19 protein-coding genes and 7 pseudogenes are annotated in these 22,747 nt (G+C 66.5%); 14 read left to right on the top strand and 12 right to left on the bottom strand.

The window, feature by feature from the left end:
• Nucleotides 1-244: 244 nt before the first annotated feature.
• On the top strand, nt 245-1,813 hold the full coding sequence (locus tag QP165_RS10455) for a peptide chain release factor 3 (protein ID WP_333995586.1): 1,569 nt from the start codon (nt 245-247) through the stop codon (nt 1,811-1,813).
• Between the two features lie 32 nt (nt 1,814-1,845).
• On the opposite strand, the gene QP165_RS10450 is transcribed toward QP165_RS10455, so the two are convergent.
• From QP165_RS10450 to rpmF, 5 genes and pseudogenes are all read right to left on the bottom strand, one after another.
• Complete coding sequence (locus QP165_RS10450) at nt 1,846-2,211, bottom strand: MerR family transcriptional regulator (protein WP_056018030.1); 366 nt, start codon at nt 2,209-2,211, stop codon at nt 1,846-1,848.
• A 10-nt stretch (nt 2,212-2,221) separates the two neighbouring features.
• Nucleotides 2,222-2,521 carry an integration host factor subunit alpha gene (locus tag QP165_RS10445; protein WP_056018029.1) on the bottom strand — a complete coding sequence of 100 codons (300 nt, stop codon included), beginning with the start codon at nt 2,519-2,521 and terminating at the stop codon, nt 2,222-2,224.
• A gap of 94 nt (nt 2,522-2,615) precedes the next feature.
• Nucleotides 2,616-3,582 (bottom strand): annotated as a pseudogene (locus tag QP165_RS10440) (beta-ketoacyl-ACP synthase III).
• A pseudogene (gene plsX, locus QP165_RS10435) lies at nt 3,579-4,608 on the bottom strand (phosphate acyltransferase PlsX). Before plsX ends, QP165_RS10440 begins: the two co-directional pseudogenes overlap by 4 nt.
• Nucleotides 4,609-4,635: 27 nt before the next feature.
• Nucleotides 4,636-4,815 (bottom strand): 50S ribosomal protein L32, encoded by a 180-nt coding sequence (gene rpmF / locus QP165_RS10430; RefSeq protein WP_031438822.1) that lies wholly within the window; start codon nt 4,813-4,815, stop codon nt 4,636-4,638.
• Nucleotides 4,816-5,021: 206 nt separating this feature from the next.
• Between rpmF and QP165_RS10425 the strand changes: the two are divergent.
• Both QP165_RS10425 and QP165_RS10420 read left to right on the top strand, forming a co-directional pair.
• Nucleotides 5,022-5,330: pseudogene (locus QP165_RS10425) on the top strand (MAPEG family protein); the annotation flags it as partial.
• A gap of 130 nt (nt 5,331-5,460) precedes the next feature.
• Nucleotides 5,461-7,107, top strand: a complete 1,647-nt coding sequence (locus QP165_RS10420; protein WP_333995583.1) for a M28 family metallopeptidase — start codon at nt 5,461-5,463, stop codon at nt 7,105-7,107.
• Nucleotides 7,108-7,176: 69 nt separating this feature from the next.
• Here QP165_RS10420 and QP165_RS10415 read toward each other — a convergent pair whose 3' ends face one another.
• Entirely contained in the window at nt 7,177-7,857 is a 681-nt protein-coding gene (locus QP165_RS10415; protein WP_333995582.1) for an MBL fold metallo-hydrolase, read from the bottom strand.
• Between the two features lie 80 nt (nt 7,858-7,937).
• Here QP165_RS10415 and pabB point away from each other — a divergent pair.
• The 4 genes and pseudogenes from pabB to msrA all read left to right on the top strand — a co-directional run bounded on the left by pabB (nt 7,938) and on the right by msrA (nt 12,092).
• Nucleotides 7,938-9,734: pseudogene (pabB, locus tag QP165_RS10410) on the top strand (aminodeoxychorismate synthase component I).
• Nucleotides 9,735-9,785: 51 nt separating this feature from the next.
• Complete coding sequence (locus QP165_RS10405) at nt 9,786-10,985, top strand: pyridoxal phosphate-dependent aminotransferase (RefSeq protein WP_333995581.1); 1,200 nt, start codon at nt 9,786-9,788, stop codon at nt 10,983-10,985.
• Nucleotides 10,986-11,183: 198 nt separating this feature from the next.
• Entirely contained in the window at nt 11,184-11,375 is a 192-nt protein-coding gene (locus QP165_RS10400; RefSeq protein WP_162235441.1) for a hypothetical protein, read from the top strand.
• Nucleotides 11,376-11,432: 57 nt separating this feature from the next.
• On the top strand, nt 11,433-12,092 hold the full coding sequence (gene msrA / locus QP165_RS10395; protein ID WP_333995580.1) for a peptide-methionine (S)-S-oxide reductase MsrA: 660 nt from the start codon (nt 11,433-11,435) through the stop codon (nt 12,090-12,092).
• A gap of 4 nt (nt 12,093-12,096) precedes the next feature.
• On the opposite strand, the pseudogene pdeM reads toward msrA, so the two are convergent.
• A pseudogene (gene pdeM, locus QP165_RS10390) lies at nt 12,097-12,760 on the bottom strand (ligase-associated DNA damage response endonuclease PdeM).
• Nucleotides 12,761-12,884: 124 nt separating this feature from the next.
• Between pdeM and QP165_RS10385 the strand changes: the two are divergent.
• Nucleotides 12,885-14,848, top strand: a pseudogene (locus QP165_RS10385) (potassium transporter Kup).
• Between the two features lie 36 nt (nt 14,849-14,884).
• On the opposite strand, the gene QP165_RS10380 reads toward QP165_RS10385, so the two are convergent.
• The 3 genes from QP165_RS10380 to QP165_RS10370 all read right to left on the bottom strand — a co-directional run bounded on the left by QP165_RS10380 (nt 14,885) and on the right by QP165_RS10370 (nt 17,274).
• Nucleotides 14,885-16,291, bottom strand: a complete 1,407-nt coding sequence (locus QP165_RS10380; protein ID WP_333995579.1) for a M20/M25/M40 family metallo-hydrolase — start codon at nt 16,289-16,291, stop codon at nt 14,885-14,887.
• Nucleotides 16,292-16,354: 63 nt separating this feature from the next.
• Nucleotides 16,355-16,996, bottom strand: coding sequence for an HAD family hydrolase (locus QP165_RS10375; protein WP_333995577.1), 642 nt, complete (start codon nt 16,994-16,996; stop codon nt 16,355-16,357).
• Entirely contained in the window at nt 16,993-17,274 is a 282-nt protein-coding gene (locus QP165_RS10370) for a DUF3572 family protein (protein ID WP_056018008.1), read from the bottom strand. Before QP165_RS10370 ends, QP165_RS10375 begins: the two co-directional genes overlap by 4 nt.
• A 39-nt stretch (nt 17,275-17,313) precedes the next feature.
• On the opposite strand from QP165_RS10370, the gene QP165_RS10365 reads away from it, so the two are divergent.
• Nucleotides 17,314-17,676, top strand: a complete 363-nt coding sequence (locus QP165_RS10365) for a response regulator (RefSeq protein WP_056018006.1) — start codon at nt 17,314-17,316, stop codon at nt 17,674-17,676.
• Between the two features lie 147 nt (nt 17,677-17,823).
• Here the strand turns inward: QP165_RS10365 and rpmG are convergent, their stop codons facing one another.
• Nucleotides 17,824-17,991, bottom strand: coding sequence for a 50S ribosomal protein L33 (gene rpmG / locus QP165_RS10360; RefSeq protein ID WP_017977469.1), 168 nt, complete (start codon nt 17,989-17,991; stop codon nt 17,824-17,826).
• Between the two features lie 222 nt (nt 17,992-18,213).
• Between rpmG and QP165_RS10355 the strand changes: the two genes are divergently transcribed.
• The 5 genes and pseudogenes from QP165_RS10355 (at nt 18,214) to QP165_RS10335 (ending at nt 21,753) form a co-directional block, all read left to right on the top strand.
• A complete protein-coding gene (locus QP165_RS10355) occupies nt 18,214-18,558 on the top strand; it encodes a hypothetical protein (protein ID WP_333995573.1) in 345 nt (114 codons plus the stop codon).
• 21 nt (nt 18,559-18,579) lie between these two features.
• Nucleotides 18,580-19,146 carry a TMEM165/GDT1 family protein gene (locus QP165_RS10350; protein WP_333995571.1) on the top strand — a complete coding sequence of 189 codons (567 nt, stop codon included), beginning with the start codon at nt 18,580-18,582 and terminating at the stop codon, nt 19,144-19,146.
• A gap of 99 nt (nt 19,147-19,245) precedes the next feature.
• Nucleotides 19,246-19,743 carry a Dps family protein gene (locus tag QP165_RS10345; RefSeq protein WP_056018002.1) on the top strand — a complete coding sequence of 166 codons (498 nt, stop codon included), beginning with the start codon at nt 19,246-19,248 and terminating at the stop codon, nt 19,741-19,743.
• Between the two features lie 83 nt (nt 19,744-19,826).
• Nucleotides 19,827-20,012 (top strand): DUF1328 domain-containing protein, encoded by a 186-nt coding sequence (locus tag QP165_RS10340; protein ID WP_056018000.1) that lies wholly within the window; start codon nt 19,827-19,829, stop codon nt 20,010-20,012.
• Between the two features lie 141 nt (nt 20,013-20,153).
• A pseudogene (locus QP165_RS10335) lies at nt 20,154-21,753 on the top strand (cisplatin damage response ATP-dependent DNA ligase).
• Here QP165_RS10335 and QP165_RS10330 read toward each other — a convergent pair.
• Nucleotides 21,740-22,591, bottom strand: a complete 852-nt coding sequence (locus tag QP165_RS10330) for a glutaminyl-peptide cyclotransferase (protein WP_333995569.1) — start codon at nt 22,589-22,591, stop codon at nt 21,740-21,742. The pseudogene QP165_RS10335 and the gene QP165_RS10330 overlap by 14 nt on opposite strands.
• Nucleotides 22,592-22,747 lie beyond the last annotated feature (156 nt).

Here is a 22,747-nt window from a genome sequence, read left to right as displayed (position 1 = left end):
CCCTCGATACGGCTTCTCGACAGGCTCGAAGCCTACTCGGCACGAACGGTCAGATGTATTCAGTCTTGGGAAGGACGCGCCCCTCTGTCCTACACGCCCCGCATCTGCCAATAGCACGCGATGATCGCTGCAAGCCTCCTCCTCCCGACCCCGCCGCGCCCCGCGCGGGGAGGGGATTCCGAGCGGTACGTAGCCTGAACTTCCTTACCTTCCGAGCCCCGACTCGGCTCCCCGGATCCACGCCATGACCCAATTTCCCCGCCGCACCTTCGCGATCATCTCGCATCCCGACGCCGGCAAGACCACGCTGACCGAGAAGCTGCTGTATTTCGGCGGCGCGATCCATCTCGCCGGCGAGGTGAAGGCGCGCGGCCAGAACCGGCGCGCGCGCTCCGACTGGATGAAGATCGAGCAACAGCGCGGGATTTCGGTCACCTCGTCGGTGATGACGTTCGAACGCCAGGGCATCACCTTCAACCTGCTCGACACGCCGGGCCATGAAGACTTTTCCGAGGACACCTACCGCACGCTGACCGCGGTCGATTCGGCGGTCATGGTGATCGACGCCGCCAAGGGCATCGAGCCGCAGACGCGCAAATTGTTCGAGGTCTGCCGCCTGCGCAACGTGCCGATCATCACCTTCGTCAACAAGGTCGATCGCGAGGGCCGCGATCCGTTCTCGCTGCTCGACGAGGTGGCGGAGATGCTCCAGCTCGACGTCTGCCCGATGAGCTGGCCGGTCGGCATGGGCGGCGAATTCGAAGGCGTCTACGATCTCTACGCCAACACGCTGAGCCGCCCCGAGGGCGACAGCCGCGAATTCATGGGCAAGGCGATCCCCTTTGAGGGCATCGACGACCCCAAGCTCGCCGAGATCCTCAGCCCCGAAGCCATGATCCGCCTGAACGACGAGGCCGAACTCGCGCAGGGCGGCTATTCGAGCTTCGATGCCGAAGCCTATCGCGCGGGCAACCTGACGCCGGTCTATTTCGGCTCGGCACTCAAGGATTTCGGCGTCGCCGAACTGATCGCCGCGCTCGCCGACTATGCCCCGCCACCGCGCGCCCAGCCCGCCGATCCCGCCCCCGTCTCGCCCGACGAGCCCGAAGTTACCGGCTTCGTCTTCAAGGTGCAGGCGAACATGGACCCCAACCACCGCGACCGGATCGCGTTCATGCGGCTGTGCTCGGGCGTGTTCAAGCGCGGCATGAAGCTGACCCCCACGGGCCACGGCAAGCCGATCGCGGTCCACTCGCCGATCCTGTTCTTCGCGCAGAATCGCGAGCTGGCCGACGAAGCGTTCCCCGGCGATATCATCGGCATCCCCAACCACGGCACGCTGCGCGTCGGCGATACGCTGAGCGAAAAGGCAGCGATCCGCTTCACCGGGCTGCCGAACTTCGCGCCCGAAATCCTGCGCCGCGTCGTGCTGAAGGATTTCACCAAGACCAAGCAGTTGCGCAAGGCGCTCGACGACATGGCGGAAGAGGGGGTGACTCAGGTCTTCTACCCCGACATCGGCTCGAACTGGATTATCGGCGTCGTCGGGCAGCTTCAGCTCGAAGTGCTGCTGTCCCGACTCGACGCGGAGTATAAGGTCGCCGCCGGGCTCGAGCCCGCGCCGTACGAGACCGCGCGCTGGATCTCCGCGGAAGACGCGCAGGAACTCAAGACCTTCGCCGAGATCAACCGCGGCGCGATGGCGAAGGATCGCGACGGAAACCCGGTGTTCCTCGCCAAGAGCGCGTGGGAGGTGAACTACATCGCCGATCGCTATCCCAAGATCCGCTTCGCCGCGACGCGCGAGCGGTAAGGGGCTGCGACCGCTAACCGGGTGGTCGGGGGTCAGTCCGCCGCCAGCGCCTCGGCCAGCATGGCGCGGATGGCGCGCAGCGCGGGGATCGGCGATTCGGCCTGCGCGATGATCTCGGCGGGGCCGGGGATCGCAGGCGGGGTGCTCTTCTCGCCCGCCAGCAACTGCTGGACGCCGCGCACGGTGTAGCCGTCGCGGTTGAGCAGCTGGTCGATCCGCCGCACCAGTGCGACGTCCTCGACCCTGTAGTAGCGACGGTTGCCGGCACGTTGCAGCGGCCGCAGCTGTGGGAACCGTGTTTCCCAGTAGCGCAGGATATGTTGCGGCAGGCCCGTCTCGACCGACAGCTCGCCGATCGTCCGAAACGCGGTAGGGGCCTTGCCGGAGGTCTCCGGCATCGTCGGACGTCTAGTCCGCGCCGACAATGCGCTCGCGCATCATCTGGCTGGCGCGGAACGTCAGGACGCGACGCGGAGCGATCGGAACCTCGACGCCGGTCTTGGGGTTACGGCCGATGCGTTCGCCCTTGTCGCGCAGGACGAAGGTGCCGAAGCCGGAAATCTTGACATTCTCGCCGCTGGAAAGCGCTTCGCACATCTCGACGAGGATCTGCTCGACGACCTTCGATGCGTCCGCCCGTGACAGGCCGACCTCGCGATGGAGGGACTCGGCGAGATCCGCACGCGTTAGGGTACCCGTCATTGTCATTCCGCAAACTCCCACACCCAGCCCGTATCTACACAAGCGCCGGGATCATCGGAAGTGCTATATCTGACAAATCGCAAATGGGTTTCAATTGCGATTAGAACCGGATGACCGCTGCCCCCCAGGTGAAGCCGCCGCCCATCGCCTCGAGCACGACGATCTGCCCCTCGCGGATGCGTCCATCGCGGACTGCGACGTCGAGCGCGAGCGGGACCGAGGCGGCCGAGGTGTTCGCATGCTGGTCGACCGTGACGACGACGCGCTCCGGGGAGCCCGAGTTTGCGCGCGGTCGCATCGAGAATGCGTGCGTTCGCCTGATGCGGGACGACCCAGTCGACCTGATCCGCCGACAGCCCCGCCATCGCGAGCGACTCGGTCATGACCGATGCCAGGTTGGTGACCGCGTGGCGGAACACCTCGCGGCCCTTCATGCGCAGCTTGCCGACGGTCCCGGTCGTCGAGACGCCGCCATCGACGTACAGCAGCTGATTGTGCCGGCCATCGGCGTGAAGCTTGGTCGTCAGGATGCCGCGGCCGCCCTCGTCGGCGGTGTCCTGTGCCTCGAGCACGATCGCGCCCGCACCGTCACCGAACAGCACGCAGGTCGTCCGGTCCTCCCAGTCGAGGATGCGGCTGAACGTCTCGGCGCCGATCACCAGCGCGCGCTTGGCGACGCCGCTGCGGATCATGCTGTCGACGACCTGCACCGCGTAGAGGAAGCCCGAGCAGACTGCCGCGACGTCGAACGCGACGCAGTCGTCGATACCGAGCATCGCCTGGACCTTGGTGGCGGTCGCGGGGAATGTCTGATCGGGTGTCGCGGTCGCCAGCACGATCAGGTCGATGCCCTGCGCGTCGATACCCGCTGCGGTCAGCGCGGCACGGCATGCATCGGCCGCAAGCGTCGCGGTCGTCTCGCCTTCGCCCGCGATGTGGCGGAACCGGATGCCGGTACGCTCGACGATCCATTCGTCGCTGGTATCGACCTGCGCCGCGAGTTCCGCGTTCGATACGCGGCGTGCGGGCAGCGCCGACCCGGTACCGGTGACGACGGAGCGGATCATGCGGCTTCCTTGACGTTGCCCAGGTCGTCGCTGATGCGGCGGACCAGATCGTTGCGCACCATCTTGGCGGCATTGCCGATCGCCGTCGCCACGCCGCGCTCGTTCGCGCCGCCATGGCTTTTGACGACGATGCCGTTCAGCCCGAGAAAGACGGCGCCGTTGTGATTATTGGGGTCGAGATGATCGCGCAGCAGTTCGGTTGCCGGCCGCGAGATGAGGAACCCCAGCTTCGAACGGACCGAACTACGAAATGCCCGCTTGAGCAGATCGGCAACGAACCGTGCGGTTCCCTCCGCCGTCTTCAGCGCGATGTTGCCGGAAAATCCGTCACAGACGACGACGTCGACATCGCCGCGCGACAGGCGGTCACCTTCGATGAAGCCTTTAAAGTCCATGTCGAGCTTGGCCGCGGTCCGCAGCAATGCGGCGGCCTCGCGAATCTCGTCGGTACCCTTCATGTCCTCGCTGCCGATATTGAGCAGCGCGACGCGGGGGTGCGGGATATCGAGCGCGGTCCGGGCATAGGCGGCACCCATGACCGCGAACTGGACGAGGTTGCGCGCGTCGCACTCGGTGTTCGCGCCAAGGTCGAGCATGACCATGTCGGTATCGCCGAGTGTCGGCAATCGTGCGGCCAGCGCAGGCCGATCGATCCCAGGGAGAGTCCGGAGCGACAGCTTCGCCATCGCCATCAATGCACCGGTGTTGCCGCTCGACACCGCTGCTGCAGCGCGACCCTTCTTCACCAGATCGATGGCGATTCCCATCGACGTCGTCTTGGCACGCCGAATCGCCTGGCTCGGCTTGTCGCTCGAACCGACGACACCGGGCGCGTGGACGATCTCGGAATTCTGTTCGAGATTCGGATGGTCCTTGAGACCTTCGCGAGATCGCCGACTCGTCGCCGACCAACAGGAAGCGCATGCCGTCGAACTGGCGTCGCGCACGCGCTACGCCAGCCAGCATCACCGCCAGCCCGTCATCGCCACCCATCGCATCGACGGCGATCCAGGCGCTGTCGGGCATGCTCACGTCCTTCGCTCAGGTGAGGGCTCAGCCCTCGACCGAAAGGATTTCGCGACCGTTATAGTGGCCGCAAGACGTGCAGAGGTTGTGAGGGCGCTTCAGTTCGCCACAGTTCGGGCACTCCTGGAATGCCGCGATCGTCAGCGAATCGTGGCCACGGCGCATGCCGCGCTTGGAGGGCGAGGTTTTTCTCTTGGGGACGGCCATTTCGGCACCTTGTTCTTTTAAAAGGTCGGGGCTCCGATAGGCCCGGACGTGGAAGTCGGCAACCGACTGTTAAGGTCGGCCGCGTGAGCTACCATACGGCCTGACGCATCGCGAAGCGTGGCGCTATAGCGATAATCGCCTGCGTTGCAAGCATCGTGGCGGGGTGGCACGGGGTACGGCACTGCAAAAATCAAGGAACGACCAGCATGATCCTGCCCGTAACGCTGACGATCGCCGCCGCGGCGGCCATCGTCAATCTCTGGCTCGCCTTCCGGATCGTGCCGACACGGCTGAAGAACAAGATCCTGCTCGGCGACGATGGCAACACGTTGTTGCAGGGACGGATGCGCGCGCAGGCCAATTTCGTCGAATATGCGCCGTTCATCCTGATCCTGTTCGCGCTGATCGAACTGGGCGGCGGGTCGCCGACGCTGTTGTGGATCACGGGCGTCGCCTTCGTCCTCGCGCGTGTCGCGCATGCGTTCGGCATGGACCGCCCGACCTCCAATCTGCCACGCGCGTTCGGCGCATTGGTGACGTGGGCGGTGATGGCATTGCTCGCGGGCTGGGCGCTCGCGATCGCCTATCAGGGGCATGTCGTACCGGCGGCAACGACCTTCCAGCTCGTTCCGACGGGGGGCGCGCATGACCCGGTCGCATCGTTTCCTCGGCACGGCCCTCGCCATCGCGGCGACGGCGATCGCGGCGCCAGCACTCGCGCAGCAGACGGTCTCGCCCGAACGGCTGTCGGCGGACGTGAAGACGCTGGCGTCCGACGCGTTCGAGGGCCGCGCGCCGGGGACACCCGGCGAGACCAAGACGATCGACTGGCTCGTCGCCCAGTTCAAGGCGATGAAACTCGCGCCCGGCGGTCCGGACGGCAGCTGGACGCAGGCCGTGCCGCTCGTCCACACGCGGATGGGAACGGGTACGGTCACCGCGGGCACGCAGACGCTGACTCAGTCGCGCGACGTCTATCTCAGCACCGTGCGCGGGGTCGACCGCGTCGCCATCGCCAGCGCACCGATGGTCTTTGTCGGCTATGGCGTGACCGCGCCGGAGCGTGGCTGGGATGACTTCAAGGGGCTCGACCTCAAGGGCAAGGTCGCGGTCTTCCTCGTCAACGATCCCGATTTCGAGGCGACGGCCGGCGACGATTCAAAGGGTCGGTTCGGCGACCGCCGGATGACCTATTACGGCCGCTGGACCTACAAGTTCGAGGAGGCGGCGCGCCGCGGTGCGGTCGCGGCGTTGATCGTGCACGACACCGCGGGGGCGGGCTATGGCTGGGATACGGTCAAGGCGCCCGCCGGCGAGAATTACGACATCGTCCGCAGCGACCCGAGCTCGCGAGTCCTGCTGCAGGGCTGGATCGAGGGGGCCGCCGCGACCAGGCTGTTCGCCGAATCGGGGCAGGACCTCGCGGCGCTGCGAAAGGCGGCGCGGCGCAGCGACTTCCGCCCGGTGGTCCTGAAGCAGGCGTTCAGCGTCGACCTGCCCGTGCAGCACGACACCGCCGAAAGTCGCAACGTGCTGGCCAAGCTGCCCGGCAAGACGCATCTGGACGAGGTCGTGATGTTCGGCGCGCACTGGGACGCCTATGGTATCGGTGCACCCGATGCGCAGGGGAGCACGATCCGGCCCGGCGCCAACGACGACGCACTCGGCGTGGCGGGCGTGCTCGAACTCGCGCGGACCTTTGCAAAGCGCCCGCGCACCGACCGCAGCCTCGTCTTCGCGCTGTGGAGCGGCGAGGAACGGGGCCTGCTCGGCTCGGAAACCTATGCGGTCGATCCGGTCTATCCGGCGGCGAAGACCGTCGCCAACCTGACGCTGGACATCCTCCAGACCGCAGGCCCCGCCCGCGACGTCCTGCTGGTGGGTGCGGGGCAGAACAGCCTCGAGGACATGCTGGGCGATGCCGCCAAGGCGCAGGGCCGGGTGGTCACGCCCGAGGCGCTTCCCGAGCGCGGGCTGTTCTACCGCGCGGACCATTTCGCGGTGGCGCGTCGCGGTGTGCCGACGCTGCTACTGATGGCGATCAGCGGCGCGTCGGATCTCGTCACGGGCGGTCGTCCTGCCGGGCAGGCGTGGCTCGACGGCTATATGAAATGCTATCACCAGACCTGCGATGCCTGGAGCAAGGACTGGGACCTGCGCGGCGCGGCGCAGGACGTTGCGCTGTTTCAGACGATCGGGACGACGCTTGCGAACGGCCGGGCCTGGCCCGAATGGCGCGAAGGGTCGGAGTTCAAGGCGATCCGCGCCGAAAGCGCAGGCGAACGCAAGTAGGTCGCCGTGCGGCAGGCGTCCCACCCCCGCCTTCACGGGCGTGGAACGCTTGGCGGTACCGCGCGGGCGTCAGGCGGCGAGCGCCCGGTCGCTCACAAACATGTTGTTCGCCCGCTCGTGCGCGAACGTGCTCGCCGCGCCGTGTCCGGGAATGAAGCTCGTGTCGCTGCCGAGCGGCCAAAGCTTTTCGACGATCGACTTGATGAGAATCTGGTGATTGCCGCCCGGCATGTCGGATCGCCCGACCGATCCCTGGAACAGCACGTCGCCGACCTGCGCGAACTTCGAGGGCGCGTGGTGAAAGATCACATGGCCTTCGGTGTGCCCGGGCGTCTCGTAGACATCGAGCGAAAGATTGCCGATCGTGACGACATCGCCCTCGACCAGCCAGCGGTCGGGTTCGAAATTGACGCCGGCGATGCCGTATTTCGGGCCGTCCTGATCGAGCCGCTGCAGCCAGAACCGATCGGCTTCGTGCGGACCTTCGATCGGCACCGCCAGGTCGTCCGCAAGCGCCCTTGCCTCGCCTGCATGATCGATATGTCCATGCGTCAGCAGGATCTTTTCGACCGTCACGCCCGCCTGCGCGATCGCGGCCCTGATCCGCGGAAGGTCGCCACCCGGATCGATCACCGCCGCCTTCATCGTGCTCGTGCACCAGATCAGCGTGCAATTCTGCTGGATCGGCGTGACCGGAACAATCGCGGCGCGAAGCGGCGGAACGGCGGGGGGCGTGGGCGTCTGTGTCATATGTGCAAAATAGGTCGTTGGACGGTTTCGGGCAATCGCCGCTTGCGGTCGGCCGCTCCGCCCGTGCAACAGGGACAGCGATGTTTACCGCGCCTTTTGTCCTGCTCGACGATGCCCGCGAGAATGGGGCACCCGCACGCCTGTACCGCGCGCCGGTACGAGATCGTGCGGGCCGATACTCCGGAAGCGGTTCGTCCGGCGCTGGAGGCCTTGCGCGCCGCCACGGCCGAGGGCCTCCACGCCGCCGGGATGATGAGTTACGAGGCCGGCTTGGCGCTCGCCCCGCGCAGCATCCGCCCGGACGGGGCCGACCCCGAGAGCGCCGAGACGGACCGCCCCGCGCGTGCGCCGTTGCTGTGGTTCGGGCTGTTCGACGGGTACGAGACGATCGCCGCCGACGCGGTCGCGCGGCGCCTGCCCAATCCGGCGGGCGCGTGGGTCGGCACGGCGCAACCGCAGATCGATCGCGACGCGTACGATGCGCAGATCGCGCGTGTCCTCGCGCTGATCGCCGCGGGCGACATCTATCAGGCGAACCTGACCTTTGCCGCGGTCGTACCCTATGCGGGTGATCCGCTTGCGCTCTACGCCAGCCTGCGCGGTCAGGCGCGGGCGGGCTATGGCGCGCTGATCGATACCGGGATGCAGGCGATCCTGTCGCTGTCGCCCGAGCTGTTCTTCGGTCTCGAGCATGACCGGCTGACCTGCCGGCCGATGAAGGGGACGGCCCCCGCGGTGCGACGCCCGATGCCGATCGCGCAGCCGCGTCTGGGCTTGCCGCCGATCCGAAGCAGCGCGCCGAAAACCTGATGATCGTCGACCTGATGCGCAACGACCTGTCGCAGGTCGCGCACGACGTCGCGGTCCCCGACCTGTTCAGCATCGAGACCTATCCGACCGTCCACCAGATGACGTCGACCGTGACCGCGACGCTCGACTCCGGGCGCGACGCGGTCGACGTCATCGCGGCGCTGTTTCCCTGCGGATCGATCACCGGCGCGCCGAAGCAGCGCGCGATGGAGGTCATCGCGGAGGTCGAGCAGGGACGCGACCGGGGCGCATACACGGGCGCGATCGGGTGCATCGACGCGAATGGCGACGCGATGTTCAACGTCGCGATCCGCACGCTGACGATCCAGGACGACCACGCGGTGATGGGGCTCGGATCGGGGATCGTCGCGGACAGCGTTGCAGACCAGGAATGGCAGGAATGCCTCGACAAGGCGGCGTTTCTCACCGCAGGCCGACGGCCGCTCGACCTGATCGAGACGATGGCGTTCGACCCCGATCACGGGCTGTTGCGCCTCGAGCGTCATCTCGCGCGGCTGAGTGCCAGCGCCGCCGCACTCGGTTTCGCGTTCGATCGGCATGGCACGCGCAATGAACTCCAGGCGGCGACGTTCCGGCTGCGCGGCCCCCGGCGGATCCGGTTGCTCGTCGCCGCATCGGGCGCCGTCGCGATCCAGGTCGGCCCGATGCCGGTCTCGCCCGCGCGGATCGAGGTGACGGTCATGCCGCTGCCGGTCCCGACCGCGGACATCCGGTTGCGCCACAAGACCAGCGACCGCGCATTCTATGAAGACGCGCGCCGGCAGGCGGGCACGTTCGAAGTGGTGTTCGAGGATCCACAGGGGTTTCTGACCGAAGGCAGCTTCACGTCGATCTTCGTCCCGCGCGCCGATGGCATGCTCGTGACACCGCCGGCCGGCGCATTGCTCCCCGGGATCCTGCGCGCCGAGCTGATCGCGAACGGCACGGCGGTCGAGGGGCCGCTGACGAGAGCAGACCTCAGGCATGGTTTCTACATGGGAAATGCAGTGCGCGGCCTCATTCCCGCGATCGTTGCGGTTGCGAAATCCGCCGATCGGGGGGTATAGCCGCCGCGAATGCCGCAGGCGAGCTCTGCGGACAACCGCAAAGGTTCCATCATGCACGCATCCGCCGCGCTCGGTCGCATCAGCCCTTCGCCGACGCTCGCGATCACCAGCCGCGTTCTCGAACTGAAGCGCGCGGGCGTCGACGTGATCGGGCTGGGCGCGGGCGAACCCGATTTCGATACGCCCGACTTCGTCAAGGAGGCCGCGATCCAGGCGATCCGCGACGGCAAGACCAAATACACCAACGTCGACGGCACGATCGAGCTGAAGCAGGCGATCGTCGCCAAGTTCGCACGCGACAACGGCCTGACCTACACCACCGATCAGATCAGCGTGAACGTCGGCGGCAAGCACACCCTGTTCAACGCGATGGTCGCGACGATCGATCCGGGCGACGAGGTCGTGATTCCTGCGCCCTACTGGGTCAGCTATCCCGACGTCGTGCAGTTCGCCGGCGGCGTCCCCGTGATCGTCAAGGCAGGCCCCGAGGTCGGCTACAAGCTCGATCCCGCCGCACTCGACGCGGCGATCACGCCGAAGACCAAGTGGGTGATCCTCAACTCGCCGTCGAACCCGACCGGCGCCGGCTACACGATCGACGAACTCAAGGCGCTCGGCGCGGTGCTGGCGAAGCACCCGCACGTCTGGATCTTCGCCGACGATATGTACGAGCATATCGTCTATGACGGCTTCAAGTTCGCGACGATCGCCGAGGCGTGCCCCGAGCTGTTCGAGCGCACGCTGACCGTCAATGGCTGCTCGAAGGCCTATGCGATGACCGGCTGGCGGATCGGCTATGCCGGCGGCGCGGCGTGGCTGATCAAGGCGATGGCCAAGCTTCAGTCGCAGTCGACCTCCAACCCCTGCTCGATCGCGCAGGCCGCCGCGGTTGCCGCGCTCAACGGTGACCAGTCGTTCCTTGCCGAGCGCAACACCGCGTTCCAGGGCCGGCGCGATCTGGTCGTGTCGATGCTCAACCAGATCGACGGCATGGACTGCCCGACGCCGGAGGGCGCGTTCTACGTCTACCCGTCGTTCGCCGACCTGATCGGCAAGACGACGCCGAGTGGTCGCCTGATCGATACCGACGAGGCGATGGTCGGCTATCTACTCGACGATGCGAAGGTCGCGGTGGTGCAGGGTGCGGCGTTCGGGCTCAGCCCGGCGTTCCGGATCAGCTACGCGACCTCGGACGCGCTGCTGCGCGAGGCGTGCACGCGGATCCAGACGGCGTGCGCCGCGCTGCGGTAAGGGCCTGACCACGGCAGCGGCGATGGCGGCGGGCTGACACGATCGGGCCCGCTTCCGCAACATTGGCGACACGTCGCGACATCTGCCGGCAACCCTGCCGGTAGATGAACCGATCGGCCATGCCGCGTTAATCGAGAGTTTCTAAAAACGGCATTGTCGAAACCCGGCGTCTAACCGACATGCCGGTACGTAGCTGACGTGATCTTCACGATGACGCCGGTACCAATTCAACAGGAGCGCATGATGCGCAGTCTTATCAAGTCGAGCTTTCTTTGGCAGTTCACCGGTGGTTTCATGCTGGGCGCACTTGGTCTGCTTGCACTTCAGCCCGCCGAGGCGAAGCATGATTTCGAGCGTCACGTGACAAGCATCGTTCAGGGTCAACGCTGATCGGCCTTTGTTTACAACGGCTTGGAAATCATCTGCGTGCTCACCACATAGGATGACATGAAAACGCCCCTCATCGCCACACTCGCCGTCCTCGGTATCGCCGGCGCGGTCATCTCATCCGGGACAGCGCAGGCCGAGCGTGCGGTGATCATCCCGGCGGTCAAGGCGGACGTCGCACCGACGCCCGGGATCCAGACGGCGATCCTTGCAGGCGGGTGCTTCTGGGGGATGGAGGCGGTCTTCGAACATGTGAAGGGCGTCAAGGCGGTCACCGCGGGCTATGCCGGCGGGACCAGGGATACCGCAAGCTACGACAAGGTCTCGACCGAGACGACGCGGCATGCCGAGGCGATCCGGATCAGCTATGATCCGCGCGCGGTCAGCTACGGAACGTTGCTGCGCGTGTATTTCTCGATCGCGCACGACCCGACGCAACTGAATCGCCAGGGCCCCGACAGCGGCACCAGCTATCGTTCCGCGATCTTCCCGCAATCACCGCAACAGGCGAAGGTTGCCCGCGCCTATATCGCGCAACTCGACCAGACGCGCGCGTTTCCGCGTCCGATCGTCACCAGGGTCGAGGCCGGCAATTTCTTCCCCGCCGAGGCCTATCACCAGAATTTCTTCGACCGGAACCCGACGCATCCGTACATCGTCGCTTGGGACAAGCCGAAGCTTGCGGCATTTCGCGCGGCGTTTCCGACGATCGCTAGCTGACGTCCTACGCCGCGATCGGGAAGCGCAACAGCCGGTCGGCAACGGGGATCAGCGCCTGCGCACCCAGGCCGACCGCGCGCAGGATCTCCGGGTGATTGGGGTCAAGACCGCCGGTCAGCACGCCGAAGGCAGGCAGGATCAGCTTGGTCTGTGTCGCCACGAAACACCGCCGCGCGACATTCTTGCCGCGTACGCGCAGGCGTAGCTTGGGATGGAAATGGCCCGACAGTTCGGGCCGGTCCTCGCCGCGATCCGCCTCGTGCCGCAGCACCAGTCCGTCGACCACCGCCTCGGTGACGACGCGGCCGCCACAGCGGTCAAGGATCTCGGGATCGTGGTTCCCCGTGATCCATGTCCAGTCGGTCGCGCTGGTCAGCCCGCGCAACAGGTCCTGCGCTCGGTCGGGCAGGCGTGCGCACCCGTCACTGTCGTGGAAACTGTCGCCGAGGCACCAGACCTCGCGTGCGCGTGTCGCGTCGACCACGGCGGTAAGATCCGCGAGCGTCGCGATCAGAATCATAGGGTGGCAGCATCTGGCCGGATTTGGCGTACCAGCTCGCCTTCTCGAAATGCAGGTCCGCCACCAGCAGCGCACCGCGCGACGGCCAGAACAGCGCGCCTTGGGGCAACGCCAAAAGCGTATGCCCTCCGAACGAAAAGGGAACCATTCCGCCGCCATGCCGCTGCTCGAGTCGCGAATCAAGCGATTGTGCAGTGCAGGGGTGCGCACTTGCGCATCGCTGCAATCGGCGTAAAGCGCGCCGTCCCTCCATGAGGAGCGCTTCCCGCGCCATGTCGTCCGTCGTCGGAACCCGTGAAATTACCCCGCCGTCTGCCGCGCACCCCGCGGGGTCATCGCACGCGCACCCTGCGCTGGCGGCGCTGACCGTCGGCGCGATCGGCGTGGTGTTCGGCGATATCGGCACCAGCCCGCTTTATGCGTTCCGCGAGGCGCTTGGCCAGACGACCGCGGGCGGGATCGATGCCAGCGAGATCCTGGGCGTCCTCAGCCTCGCGCTCTGGTCGCTGTTTCTCGTCGTCACCGTCAAATACGTCATCTTCCTGATGCGCGCGGACAACCAGGGCGAGGGGGCGTGCTCGCGCTCGCCGCGCTTGCACGCCGCGCCTTGGGCGTCCGCTCGAAGATCGCGATCGTGCTCGGCGCGGCCGGCGCGTCGCTGTTCTACGGCGATGCGATCATCACGCCGGCCTTGTCGGTGCTGTCGGCGATGGAAGGGCTGCGCACGATCCCCAGCGCCGCGCACATCTTCAGCGAATCGACCGTGCGGGCGCTGACGATCACGATCCTGATCGGCCTGTTCCTGATCCAGGCGCGCGGCACCGCGCACGTCTCCAAGCTGTTCGGCCCGGTCTGCATCCTGTGGTTCCTGGCGATCGGCGGGCTCGGCGTGTGGCACATCGCCGACGAACCCTCGATCGTGCGCGTCTTCCTGCCCAGTTACGGCGTTGCCTTCCTGATGACCCACGGCGTCACGGGGCTGTTCGTGCTCGGTGCGGTCTTCCTCACGGTCACCGGTGCCGAGGCGCTGACCGCCGACATGGGGCATTTCGGCAAGCTTCCCATCCGCCTCGGCTGGTTCTTCCTCGTCTTCCCCGCGCTCGCGCTCAACTATCTGGGGCAGGGCGCGTTCGCGCTCGCCGCGCTCGAGGATGCGGCGACGCGCGGGGTGCCGTTCGCCAACCGCGACTGGTTCTTCCTCATGGCGCCCGAAAGCCTGCGCGGTCCGCTGATCATTCTCGCAGGGTTCGCCACCGTGATCGCCAGCCAGGCGGTCATCACCGGCGCATTCAGCCTGACGCAGCAGGCGATCCAGCTCGGCCTGCTCCCCCGCTTGCGGATCCGCCAGACATCGGCGGTGTTCGCGGGGCAGATCTATCTGCCCGCGATCAACTGGCTGCTGCTGATCGGCGTGCTGGTGCTGGTGGTGCAGTTCAAGACGTCGTCGGCGATGGCGGCGGCGTACGGCATCGCGGTGACCGGGACGATGGTCGTGACCACGCTGCTTGCGTACATCGTCGTGCGGCATCGCTGGAACTGGTCGCGCCCGCTCGCCCTCGCCGCGATCCTGCCGTTCCTGACGCTCGACCTGATCTTTTTCGGCGCCAATATCCTGCGCGTGATCGAAGGCGGCTGGGTGCCGCTGGTCATTGCCGCGTCGATCGGCCTGATCATCTTCACTTGGGTCCGGGGAAACAGATCGTCAGCGCGTTCGAGAAGCGTCAGAGCATCCCGCTGGCCGATCTCGCCGCGGCCCTGGAAAAGCGCCCGCCCGAGCGTGTCGCCGGCACAGCGGTGTTCCTGACCGCCAACCCCTACGCGACGCCGGGTGCGCTGCTGCACAATCTCAAGCACAACAAGGTGCTCCACGAGACCAACCTGATCGTCAGCATTCGCACCGCCGATCGCCCGTTCGTCGACGATTCTGCAGCGCGTCTGTACCGAGCGCGTCGACGAGAATTTCTCGGTCGTCGTGCTGACCTATGGGTTCATGGAGTCGCCCGACGTGCCGCGCGATCTGGGCGTTGGTGCGAAGACCGAACAGCTCGGGCTCGATCCGATGCGCACGTCGTTCTTCATCGGGCGCAACACGCTCAAGCCCGACGCGGAAAAGGGCATGCCGCCCTGGCAGGACCGCATCTTCATGTTCCTGCAGCGCAATGCGAGCGACCCGACCGACTTCCTGAAGATCCCGCCCGGCAAGGTGCTGGAGCTCGGCGAGCAGGTCACGGTGTAACCGCCCTCTCCCCGCCGGGGAGAGGGGCGCGGCCGGTTATCCCGCGAACGCCTTCACCAGATCGAACAGATAGTCGCGGCCGTCGTACAGCGATTCGACGCGGATGCGTTCGTTGAGGCCGTGGATACCCCCCATGTCCTTGTCGATGAACACGCCGGGCGCGCCGTACACCGGGATGCCGATCGCCTCGAAGAAGATCCCGTCGGTCGCGCCCGTCGACATCAGCGGCAGGATCGGGATGCCGCGGAAATGCTTTGCCGCGACCTTCGTCACCGGTCCCATGATCTTCGGGTCGAGCGTCGGCGGGATCGCGGTCGGACGTACCGGCTGGTTCGCCGTCACCGCGACCTTCGTGCCGGCGAGTTCCTTCAGCTTGGCCAGCGTGCCGTCCACCGTCTCGCCCGGAAAGATCCGGCAGTTGATGTTCGCCGTCGCGCGCTGCGGCAACGCGTTCTCGGCATGTCCGGCGCTCAGCAGCGTCGCCACGCACGTCGTCCTGAGCGTCGAATGCATCGCCTTGTCGCGGCTCACGATCGCATCCGCCGCCTTGTCCGCCGGATCGGCGAGCAGCGCGGTGATTGCCGTTCCCATCGCGCCCGGCATCGCCTTGGCGCTGGCCGCGAAGAACGCCCTGGTCGTATCGGTGAACCTTACCGGGAATTCATATCCCTGCACCGCCTTCACCGCGTCCGCGAGTTCGTAGATCGCGTTGTCGGGTGTCGGTTGCGAGCTGTGTCCGCCGGGGTTGGTGGCAAGGAACGTATAGTTCTGCGCTGCTTTCTCGCCGATCTGGATCGCCAGCAGCTGGCGCTTGCCGGTATCGTCGAGTCGCCCGCCGCCGCCCTCGTTGAGCGCGAATTCGGCGGCGATCAGGTCGGGCTTCTCCTTGGCCAGATACTGTGCGCCGTTCCACGCGAACGTGGTCTCCTCCCCGCAGGTGAGCGCGAGCTTGATCGTCCGCTTGGGCGTGTATCCGCCGGTCTTGAACCGGATCATCGCATCGGACCAGATCGCCGCCTGCGCCTTGTCGTCGACCGCGCCGCGCGCGTAATAATAGCCACCGTCTTCGATCAACGTGAAGGGATCGCGCACCCAGTCCTCGCGCTTCGCCTCGACCACGTCGAGATGCGCGAGCAGCAGCATCGGCTTGATCGACGCGTCGGATCCCTTGAGCACCGCGACGAGCCCGCCGTCCTTGGGATGCTCGGGCACCGAGAAATAGGTGATGTCGGCATCCGCATAGCCGGCGGCCTTCAGTCGCCCACCGATCTGCGCCGCCGCCTGCGTGCAGCTGCCCGACGACAGCGTCGTGTTGGTCTCGACCAGTTCCTTGTAGAGGCCGAGGAACGCCTTCTGGTCGGGTCGCGACTGCGCCTGTGCCGTCCCGGGCGCCGTCATCGGCGCCGTCAGTATCGCCGCCGTCATCAACCACGCTGTTCGCATCGCCATCCCCTTGCCCGAGCGCGTAGCGTCGCAGGGAATATCGGGGGCGCAACCGGATTGCCGTCACGCGGGCGGGGGTGTGGGATCCTTGCTGGGGCCCGCGGCGAACTGCGCGACGATCCAGTCGTGCGCGTCGCGCCAGTCGTCGATCCGGGCATGCGCTGCGGGTGCCTTGGGCACGGCCGCGGCAAGGACCGGCTCGGCGATCATGTGGAGGCGGTGGACCTCGGGGGCATGTCGCGCAACCGAATCATGGTGCACGGCGAGGTCGTCGACGAACACCGTCACCGGGTTCCCATATTCGGCAACAAGCCGCGCGACCGGCTCGCCCTTGCCGCCCTGGTTGCATTCGACGCGGTGCGCGATCCCGAACGCCGCGAGCTGTTCGATCCGGGGCAGGCGGCACTGGTCCTGGAGGTTGGTCAGGATGACGATGTCGGTCGTCTCCGCCAGCCGGGCCAGCGCCTCGCGCGCATGCGGCACCAGCGTCTGGCGGTGCATCTCCGCCGGGAAAAACCCGCCGAGCAGCGCCCACATATCCTCGCGTGTCGGCGCGGGGCCGCCATCGCGTCGCGTCATGCTGTTCGCGAAATCGCCATGCCCGATCGAGAAGTCGATCTCGTGCGCCTCGTCCAGCCACGTCCCGAAATGCCGGACCATGTGCAGCAGCACTTCGTCGCAATCGCTGATCAGCAGCGGCTTCATGACTCATATCCCGGTTCGAGCGTCATCCGGGCACGCGCGAGCGTCTCGGGCTTGATCCCGAGGGCTGCGGCACACGCGATCATGTCGGGTTCGTGCGCCTCGAGAAAGCCCAGCACGGCGGCCAGCACCGCGGTCTCGCCCGCGCGGGTGCGCAGGTCCGATGGCTCGAGCCCGGTCACCGACAGCAGCCGAGTCGCGCGGTCGGGCTCTGCCAGGGTCCAGGCCAGCGCACGGAGCGCGAGCGCCTCGGCGTCTTCATTTGTATCGACGCCGCGCATTGCCTATCGTGGTCCTTCTCGAAACGAATGGTGGCTCGCGTGGCAAAGAAGGTGCTCGTTGTCGAGGACAACGAACTCAACCTCAAACTTTTCTGCGACCTCCTGCGCGCGCACGGCTATCTTGCCGAGCCGGTGCGGGACGGGCGGGACGCCGTCGCGCGCGCGCGCGATTTCGCCCCCGACCTGATCATTATGGATATCCAGATGCCGCACGTGACCGGCTACGAGATCATCCTTGAGCTCAAGGCCGACGACGCGCTCCGGTCGATCCCGGTCATGGCGGTCACCGCCTATGCCGGGCGCGAGGACGAGGAGCGGATCCGCGCCGCGGGCGCCGATGCCTATGTTTCGAAGCCGATCAGCCTGGCCCGCTTCATGGAAGCCGTCGGCGCGCTGATCTGATCCATCGCGCGAGGCTAGTCCCGGACGAACGGCGCCGAAAAGAACGCCGAACGCCGCGGGCGGATAAACGGCAAAAGCCGCGGGTATCGCTACCCACGGCCTTGCGGTCCCATGCAATACGAACGACGGCAGACGCCGTCGCGCGAATTACTTGATCTTGGCTTCCTTGAACTCGACATGCTTGCGCACGACGGGATCGTACTTGCTGAACGAGAGCTTCTCGGTCTTGGTACGCGGGTTCTTCTTGGTGACGTAGAAGAAGCCGGTGTCTGCGGTGCTGACGAGCTTGATCTTGACGGTAGTCGGCTTGGCCATGAGCCCAATCCTTAAGGCTGAAAATGCTAGGGCGGCAGCACGAATGCCACCGCCCGATCTGTCGCGGCGCATGGCGCAAGCGCGCGGGCAAGTCAACCATATCGCCCGTATTTGCCGGCTTATCACCCCCGAATCGCGACGAGGCGGGTATTTAACCGCATCTTTATCGGCAGGGGTGCATGCTGATATGCAACGATGGAGTCGAAAGGCGGGATCATGGGGATGGCGGGCAAGCGAGTCGCGGAAACAGTCGATCTGGCACCGATCCGCGCCGATCTGGAAGCGCGGATCGCCGCGATCGACGTTCGCGCACCCTATTCCCGCGCATGCGATCTCGCCCCCGATGTCGACGCGATCCGCCTGATCGCCCACCGCGCCGGCATGAACCCGGCGGTGACGGTCGCGCATTTCATCGATCTCGGCGCTGGCGCGGGGCGAACACGGCCCGCTCGTCCATGGCTGGCTGGCGACGCTGAAGGACGCGATCGGCAGCGAGCGACAGGATGTCCAGGCGTGCCATGCATTTGCCGCGCTTTGCTCCGTACGCCTGTCGGGATCCTGACCTGATCCGATGACGATGCGGTTTCCATGGATGCGCTGATGGCGGCGCTGGTCGCCGCCGCGTTCGCGCAATGTGGCGATCGGACCGCGTGGCTGTCCGCGATCCTCGCCGACCGGTATCGCAGACCCGGGCTCGTCATCCTTGCCGCGGCGATCGCGCTGCTGGCGGCGAGCGGGATTGCGGCAGCAGGCGGTGCGATGCTCGCCCCGTTGCTGACGCCCAATGCGCGCCTGCTGATGCTTGCACTCGCGCTGATGCTGCAGGGCGGGGGCGCGATGCTGACGGTCACCGCCCCCGACCCGTTGCGCGGATGGACGATCGGCCCGGCCGCCACCGCGATCCTCGGGCTGTTCATCCTGGCGTTCGGCGACGGCCTGCAGTTCATCGTGTTCACGCTGGCGGCGCGGAGCACGATCCCCGCGCTCGCCGCGATCGGTGCCACGATCGGATCGCTGGCCGTGATCATCCCCGCCGTCATGCTCGGCGCGTCGCGGTGGCAGCGTCTGCCGCTCGCGCTGATCCGCCGGGGCACGGGCGCGCTGTTCCTCGTCGCCGGTGCGGTCATGGCGCTCGATGCGCTTCGCCTGATCTAGCGCATCGATCAGACTGAGCCGGAAAGTCGTACGCCTTTTAGCGGACCGTTTCGTGTATCGGATCGTTTACGCAACGATCCTTTGAATCGGAGTCCTCCCATGCCGAAGACCAACCCAGCGCTCGACACCCCCACTGACCTCGTCAGCAACAGCACCAAGTCGGTTGCCGACGCGCTGAACGCGGCGCTCGCCGATTGCTACGCGCTGTATCTCAAGACGAAGAATTTCCACTGGCACATGTCGGGTCCGCACTTCCGCGACTATCACCTGCTGCTCGACGATCAGGCCGCGCAGATCCTCGGCGTGACCGACGCGATCGCCGAGCGCGTCCGCAAGACGGGCAACACGACGCTGCGCTCGATCGGCGATATCTCGCGGCACCAGTCGATCTCGGACAACGACAAGGACTTTGTCGGCCCGACCGAGATGCTCGCCGAGCTGCGCGAGGACAATCTGCGGCTCGTCGAGCAGTTCCGCGTCGTCAAGGATGCCTCGGACGAAGCCAAGGACAATGCGACCAGCGGGATCGTCGACGAATGGACCGATCACGCCGAGGAGCGCGCATGGTTTCTGTTCGAGGCCAGCCGCAAGGGCTGATCGGATCGCCGCGACGGCGTCCCCAAGCGCAGGCCGGAACCGATGCGAATTAACATGGTTTAGCTTTCAACAGGAGATTGAACATGTTGAAGCTTGCCGTCACGTTTCTCGTCATTGGCCTGGTCCTCGCGCTGCTCGGCTTTGGTGGCGTCGGCGGCGCCTTTATCGGCATCGCGAAGATCCTGTTCTTCATCGCGATCGCGCTGTTCGTCGTGTTCCTCGTGCTCGGCCTGCTCGCCGGCAAGGGGATCAAGAACGCGATAGACTGACACGGCGCTGCCTCGTGCCGAACCGTGGACCAAGGACGGGAAGGCCCTCGCTGACCCGGGGGCCTTTTTCGTTGTGGGCGTCCCGTCGCTCGACCGATCGCGATCCTGGAGCACAGCGGCCATGCCGAGCGTTGGGGCATCATGCATGCCTTCGCCGCCCTGCTCGACTCGCTCACCTACACGCGCTCGCGCAATGCGAAGCTGAAGCTGATCGGCGATTATCTGCGCATCACGCCCGATCCCGACCGGGGCTGGGCGATGGCGGCGCTGACGGGCGACCTCGACATTCCCGGGATCAAGTCGGCGGTCATCCGCTCGCTGATCGAGGCCCGCGTCGATCCCGTCCTGTTCCGGATGAGCCGCGATTATGTCGGCGACACCGCAGAGACGGTCGCATTGCTGTGGCCCGAGCCGGTGACGCCGGTATCGGCTTCGCCGCTGTCGATCTCGCAGGTCGTCGACCGGCTCATGCAAGTCTCGCGGTCCGACGCGCCGGCAGCGCTCGCCGAGATGCTCGATCAATCCGACCCGGAGGAGCGATTCGCGTTGCTCAAGATGGCGACGGGTGCGCTGCGGATCGGCGTCTCGTCGCGGCTGGCCAAGACCGCGCTGGCGGAGACGTTCGGTCTGGACGTCGATGCGGTCGAGGAGGTCTGGCATGGCCTCTCGCCTCCCTATGCGACGCTGTTCGCCTGGGCAGAGGGCGAGGGCCCACAGCCGACGCCCGCCGACGTCCCCGTATTTCGCCCGTTCATGCTCGCACACGGGCTCGAGGACCTTCGCGTCGATCTCGCGGACTATGCCGCGGAATGGAAATGGGACGGCATCCGCGTCCAGATCGTCCATGTCGCCGGGCAGACGCGCCTGTACAGCCGCACTGGCGACGACGTCACCGCGAGCTTTCCCGACATTGCGGGGGCGTTCGCGACCTCCGCGACCATCGACGGCGAACTGCTCGTGAAAGGCGAGCATCAAGGGGGGACGCTTGAGGAAGGTGGCGGGGCGGCGAGCTTCAACGCGTTGCAGCAGCGCCTCGGACGCAAGACCGTGTCGGCGAAGATGCTTGCCGACTATCCCGCCTTCGTCCGCGTCTACGACCTCCTGATCGACGATGGCGAGGATCTGCGGGCGCTTCCCTGGACCGATCGGCGCGCGCGGCTCGAGGCGTTCATGCCGCGCCTCGACCCCGACCGGTTCGACCTCAGCCAGGTCATCGAGGCAAAGGACTTCACCGGCCTGGAGGCCGTCCGGGCGGGGGCGCGCGACTCGGCGATCGAGGGCGTCATGCTCAAGCGGCGCGATCTCGCCCTATGTCGGCGGGCGCCGCGCGGGGCTGTGGTACAAATGGAAACGCGATCCGCTGACCGCCGACTGCGTGATGATGTACGCGCAGCGCGGGAGCGGCCGGCGGTCCTCCTATTATTCCGACTATACTTTTGGATGCTGGACCGAAGACGGCGAACTGCTGCCCGTCGGCAAGGCGTATTCGGGGATAACCGACGAGGAACTGCGCATGCTTGACTCGTTCGTGCGCAAGAACACGCTCAACCGCTTCGGCCCTGTCCGCGAGGTCGAGAAGACGATGGTGCTCGAGATCGCGTTCGATTCGCTGCACGGGTCGAAGCGGCATAAGTCCGGGGTGGCGATGCGCTTCCCGCGTATCGCGCGGATCCGGACCGACAAGCCCGCGGCGGAGGCGGACCGGATCGATACGCTGCGGCGCATGATCATCGACGGATAGCGCTGCCCTCGTCGGCCTCGTCGGCGTCGATCGTGATCTCGAACAGCGTCGGCCACAGCTTGCCGGTGACGAACAACCGTTTGCGCCGGGCGTCCCAGGCAATGCCGTTGGGCACCGCATCGCGGTCGGCCGCGCCGATTTCCTTGACCAGCGGGCGCAGGTCGATGATCGCGTTCACCTCGCCGGTGCCGGGGTCGATCCGTACCAGAAAGCCGGTCTGCCAGACATTGGCGAGGATCGCGCCGTCGACATATTCGAGCTCGTTGAGCTGCGACACCGGACGCCCGTCGATCGTCACCGCGATACGGCGGCGTTCTGCCAGCGTCGTGGGATCACGGACGATCAGCGACGACGAACCATCCGACTGGATCAACGTCTCCCCGAGCGTCGTCATCCCCCAGCCTTCGCCGCTATAGCGATTCGTGCCCTTGGGGGTCAGGCTGCGCACGTCCCAGCGATGCGCGATGCCGTCATGCCATGTCAGGCTGATCAGATCGCCGTTCCACAGCGCGAGACCCTCGCCGAACTGACGCGAATCGATCGCCTGCTTCTTGAGCACCCGGCCATCGGCGAGGCGGACGCGCCGGACGTCGGACACCCCCTCCTTGCCCGTGCTCTCGAACAGCGCCCCGTCATGCCACAACAGCCCTTCGGTGAACGCGGTGCGATCATGCGGATAACGGGCGACGACGCGGACGGACAGGATCGGGACCGGACCGACCGTAGGGCGGGCGGGCTCTGGGCTAGTCCTCGGGTTCGCCGCTCGTGGCGTTTGCGGCGCAGCGACAGGTGCGTCCGTCCGGCCGGAACGATCCGTGACCGGCTTGCCGACGGCCACGCCCGCCTGACGACTCTCGTCGTACCCGCGCGCGGCCGCGTCTGCCGCCAGGGGAGGGGCGCAAAGAAAGCGGCCGGCCCCGCGAGTGCGAGACCGGCCGCGATCACATACCGTTCGATCGTCATGCGTGTCCGAAAACCGCGCTGTTCGACCGAA

The sequence above is a fragment of the Sphingomonas sp. 22R3R2A-7 genome (genome assembly GCF_036856055.1).
Classification (GTDB): Bacteria; Pseudomonadota; Alphaproteobacteria; order Sphingomonadales; family Sphingomonadaceae; genus Sphingomonas.
This window is presented reverse-complemented; position numbering and strand designations above follow the sequence as displayed.

Coding starts and splice junctions, on each gene's coding strand:
- QP165_RS10455 (WP_333995586.1), top strand. CDS start 245: ATGACCCAATTTCCCCGCCGCACCTTCGCGATCATCTCGCATCCCGAC.
- QP165_RS10450 (WP_056018030.1), bottom strand. CDS start 2,211: ATGCCGGAGACCTCCGGCAAGGCCCCTACCGCGTTTCGGACGATCGGC.
- QP165_RS10445 (WP_056018029.1), bottom strand. CDS start 2,521: ATGACAATGACGGGTACCCTAACGCGTGCGGATCTCGCCGAGTCCCTC.
- rpmF (WP_031438822.1), bottom strand. CDS start 4,815: ATGGCCGTCCCCAAGAGAAAAACCTCGCCCTCCAAGCGCGGCATGCGC.
- QP165_RS10420 (WP_333995583.1), top strand. CDS start 5,461: ATGACCCGGTCGCATCGTTTCCTCGGCACGGCCCTCGCCATCGCGGCG.
- QP165_RS10415 (WP_333995582.1), bottom strand. CDS start 7,857: ATGACACAGACGCCCACGCCCCCCGCCGTTCCGCCGCTTCGCGCCGCG.
- QP165_RS10405 (WP_333995581.1), top strand. CDS start 9,786: ATGCACGCATCCGCCGCGCTCGGTCGCATCAGCCCTTCGCCGACGCTC.
- msrA (WP_333995580.1), top strand. CDS start 11,433: ATGAAAACGCCCCTCATCGCCACACTCGCCGTCCTCGGTATCGCCGGC.
- QP165_RS10380 (WP_333995579.1), bottom strand. CDS start 16,291: ATGCGAACAGCGTGGTTGATGACGGCGGCGATACTGACGGCGCCGATG.
- QP165_RS10375 (WP_333995577.1), bottom strand. CDS start 16,996: ATGAAGCCGCTGCTGATCAGCGATTGCGACGAAGTGCTGCTGCACATG.
- QP165_RS10370 (WP_056018008.1), bottom strand. CDS start 17,274: ATGCGCGGCGTCGATACAAATGAAGACGCCGAGGCGCTCGCGCTCCGT.
- rpmG (WP_017977469.1), bottom strand. CDS start 17,991: ATGGCCAAGCCGACTACCGTCAAGATCAAGCTCGTCAGCACCGCAGAC.
- QP165_RS10355 (WP_333995573.1), top strand. CDS start 18,214: ATGGCGGGCAAGCGAGTCGCGGAAACAGTCGATCTGGCACCGATCCGC.
- QP165_RS10350 (WP_333995571.1), top strand. CDS start 18,580: ATGGATGCGCTGATGGCGGCGCTGGTCGCCGCCGCGTTCGCGCAATGT.
- QP165_RS10345 (WP_056018002.1), top strand. CDS start 19,246: ATGCCGAAGACCAACCCAGCGCTCGACACCCCCACTGACCTCGTCAGC.
- QP165_RS10340 (WP_056018000.1), top strand. CDS start 19,827: ATGTTGAAGCTTGCCGTCACGTTTCTCGTCATTGGCCTGGTCCTCGCG.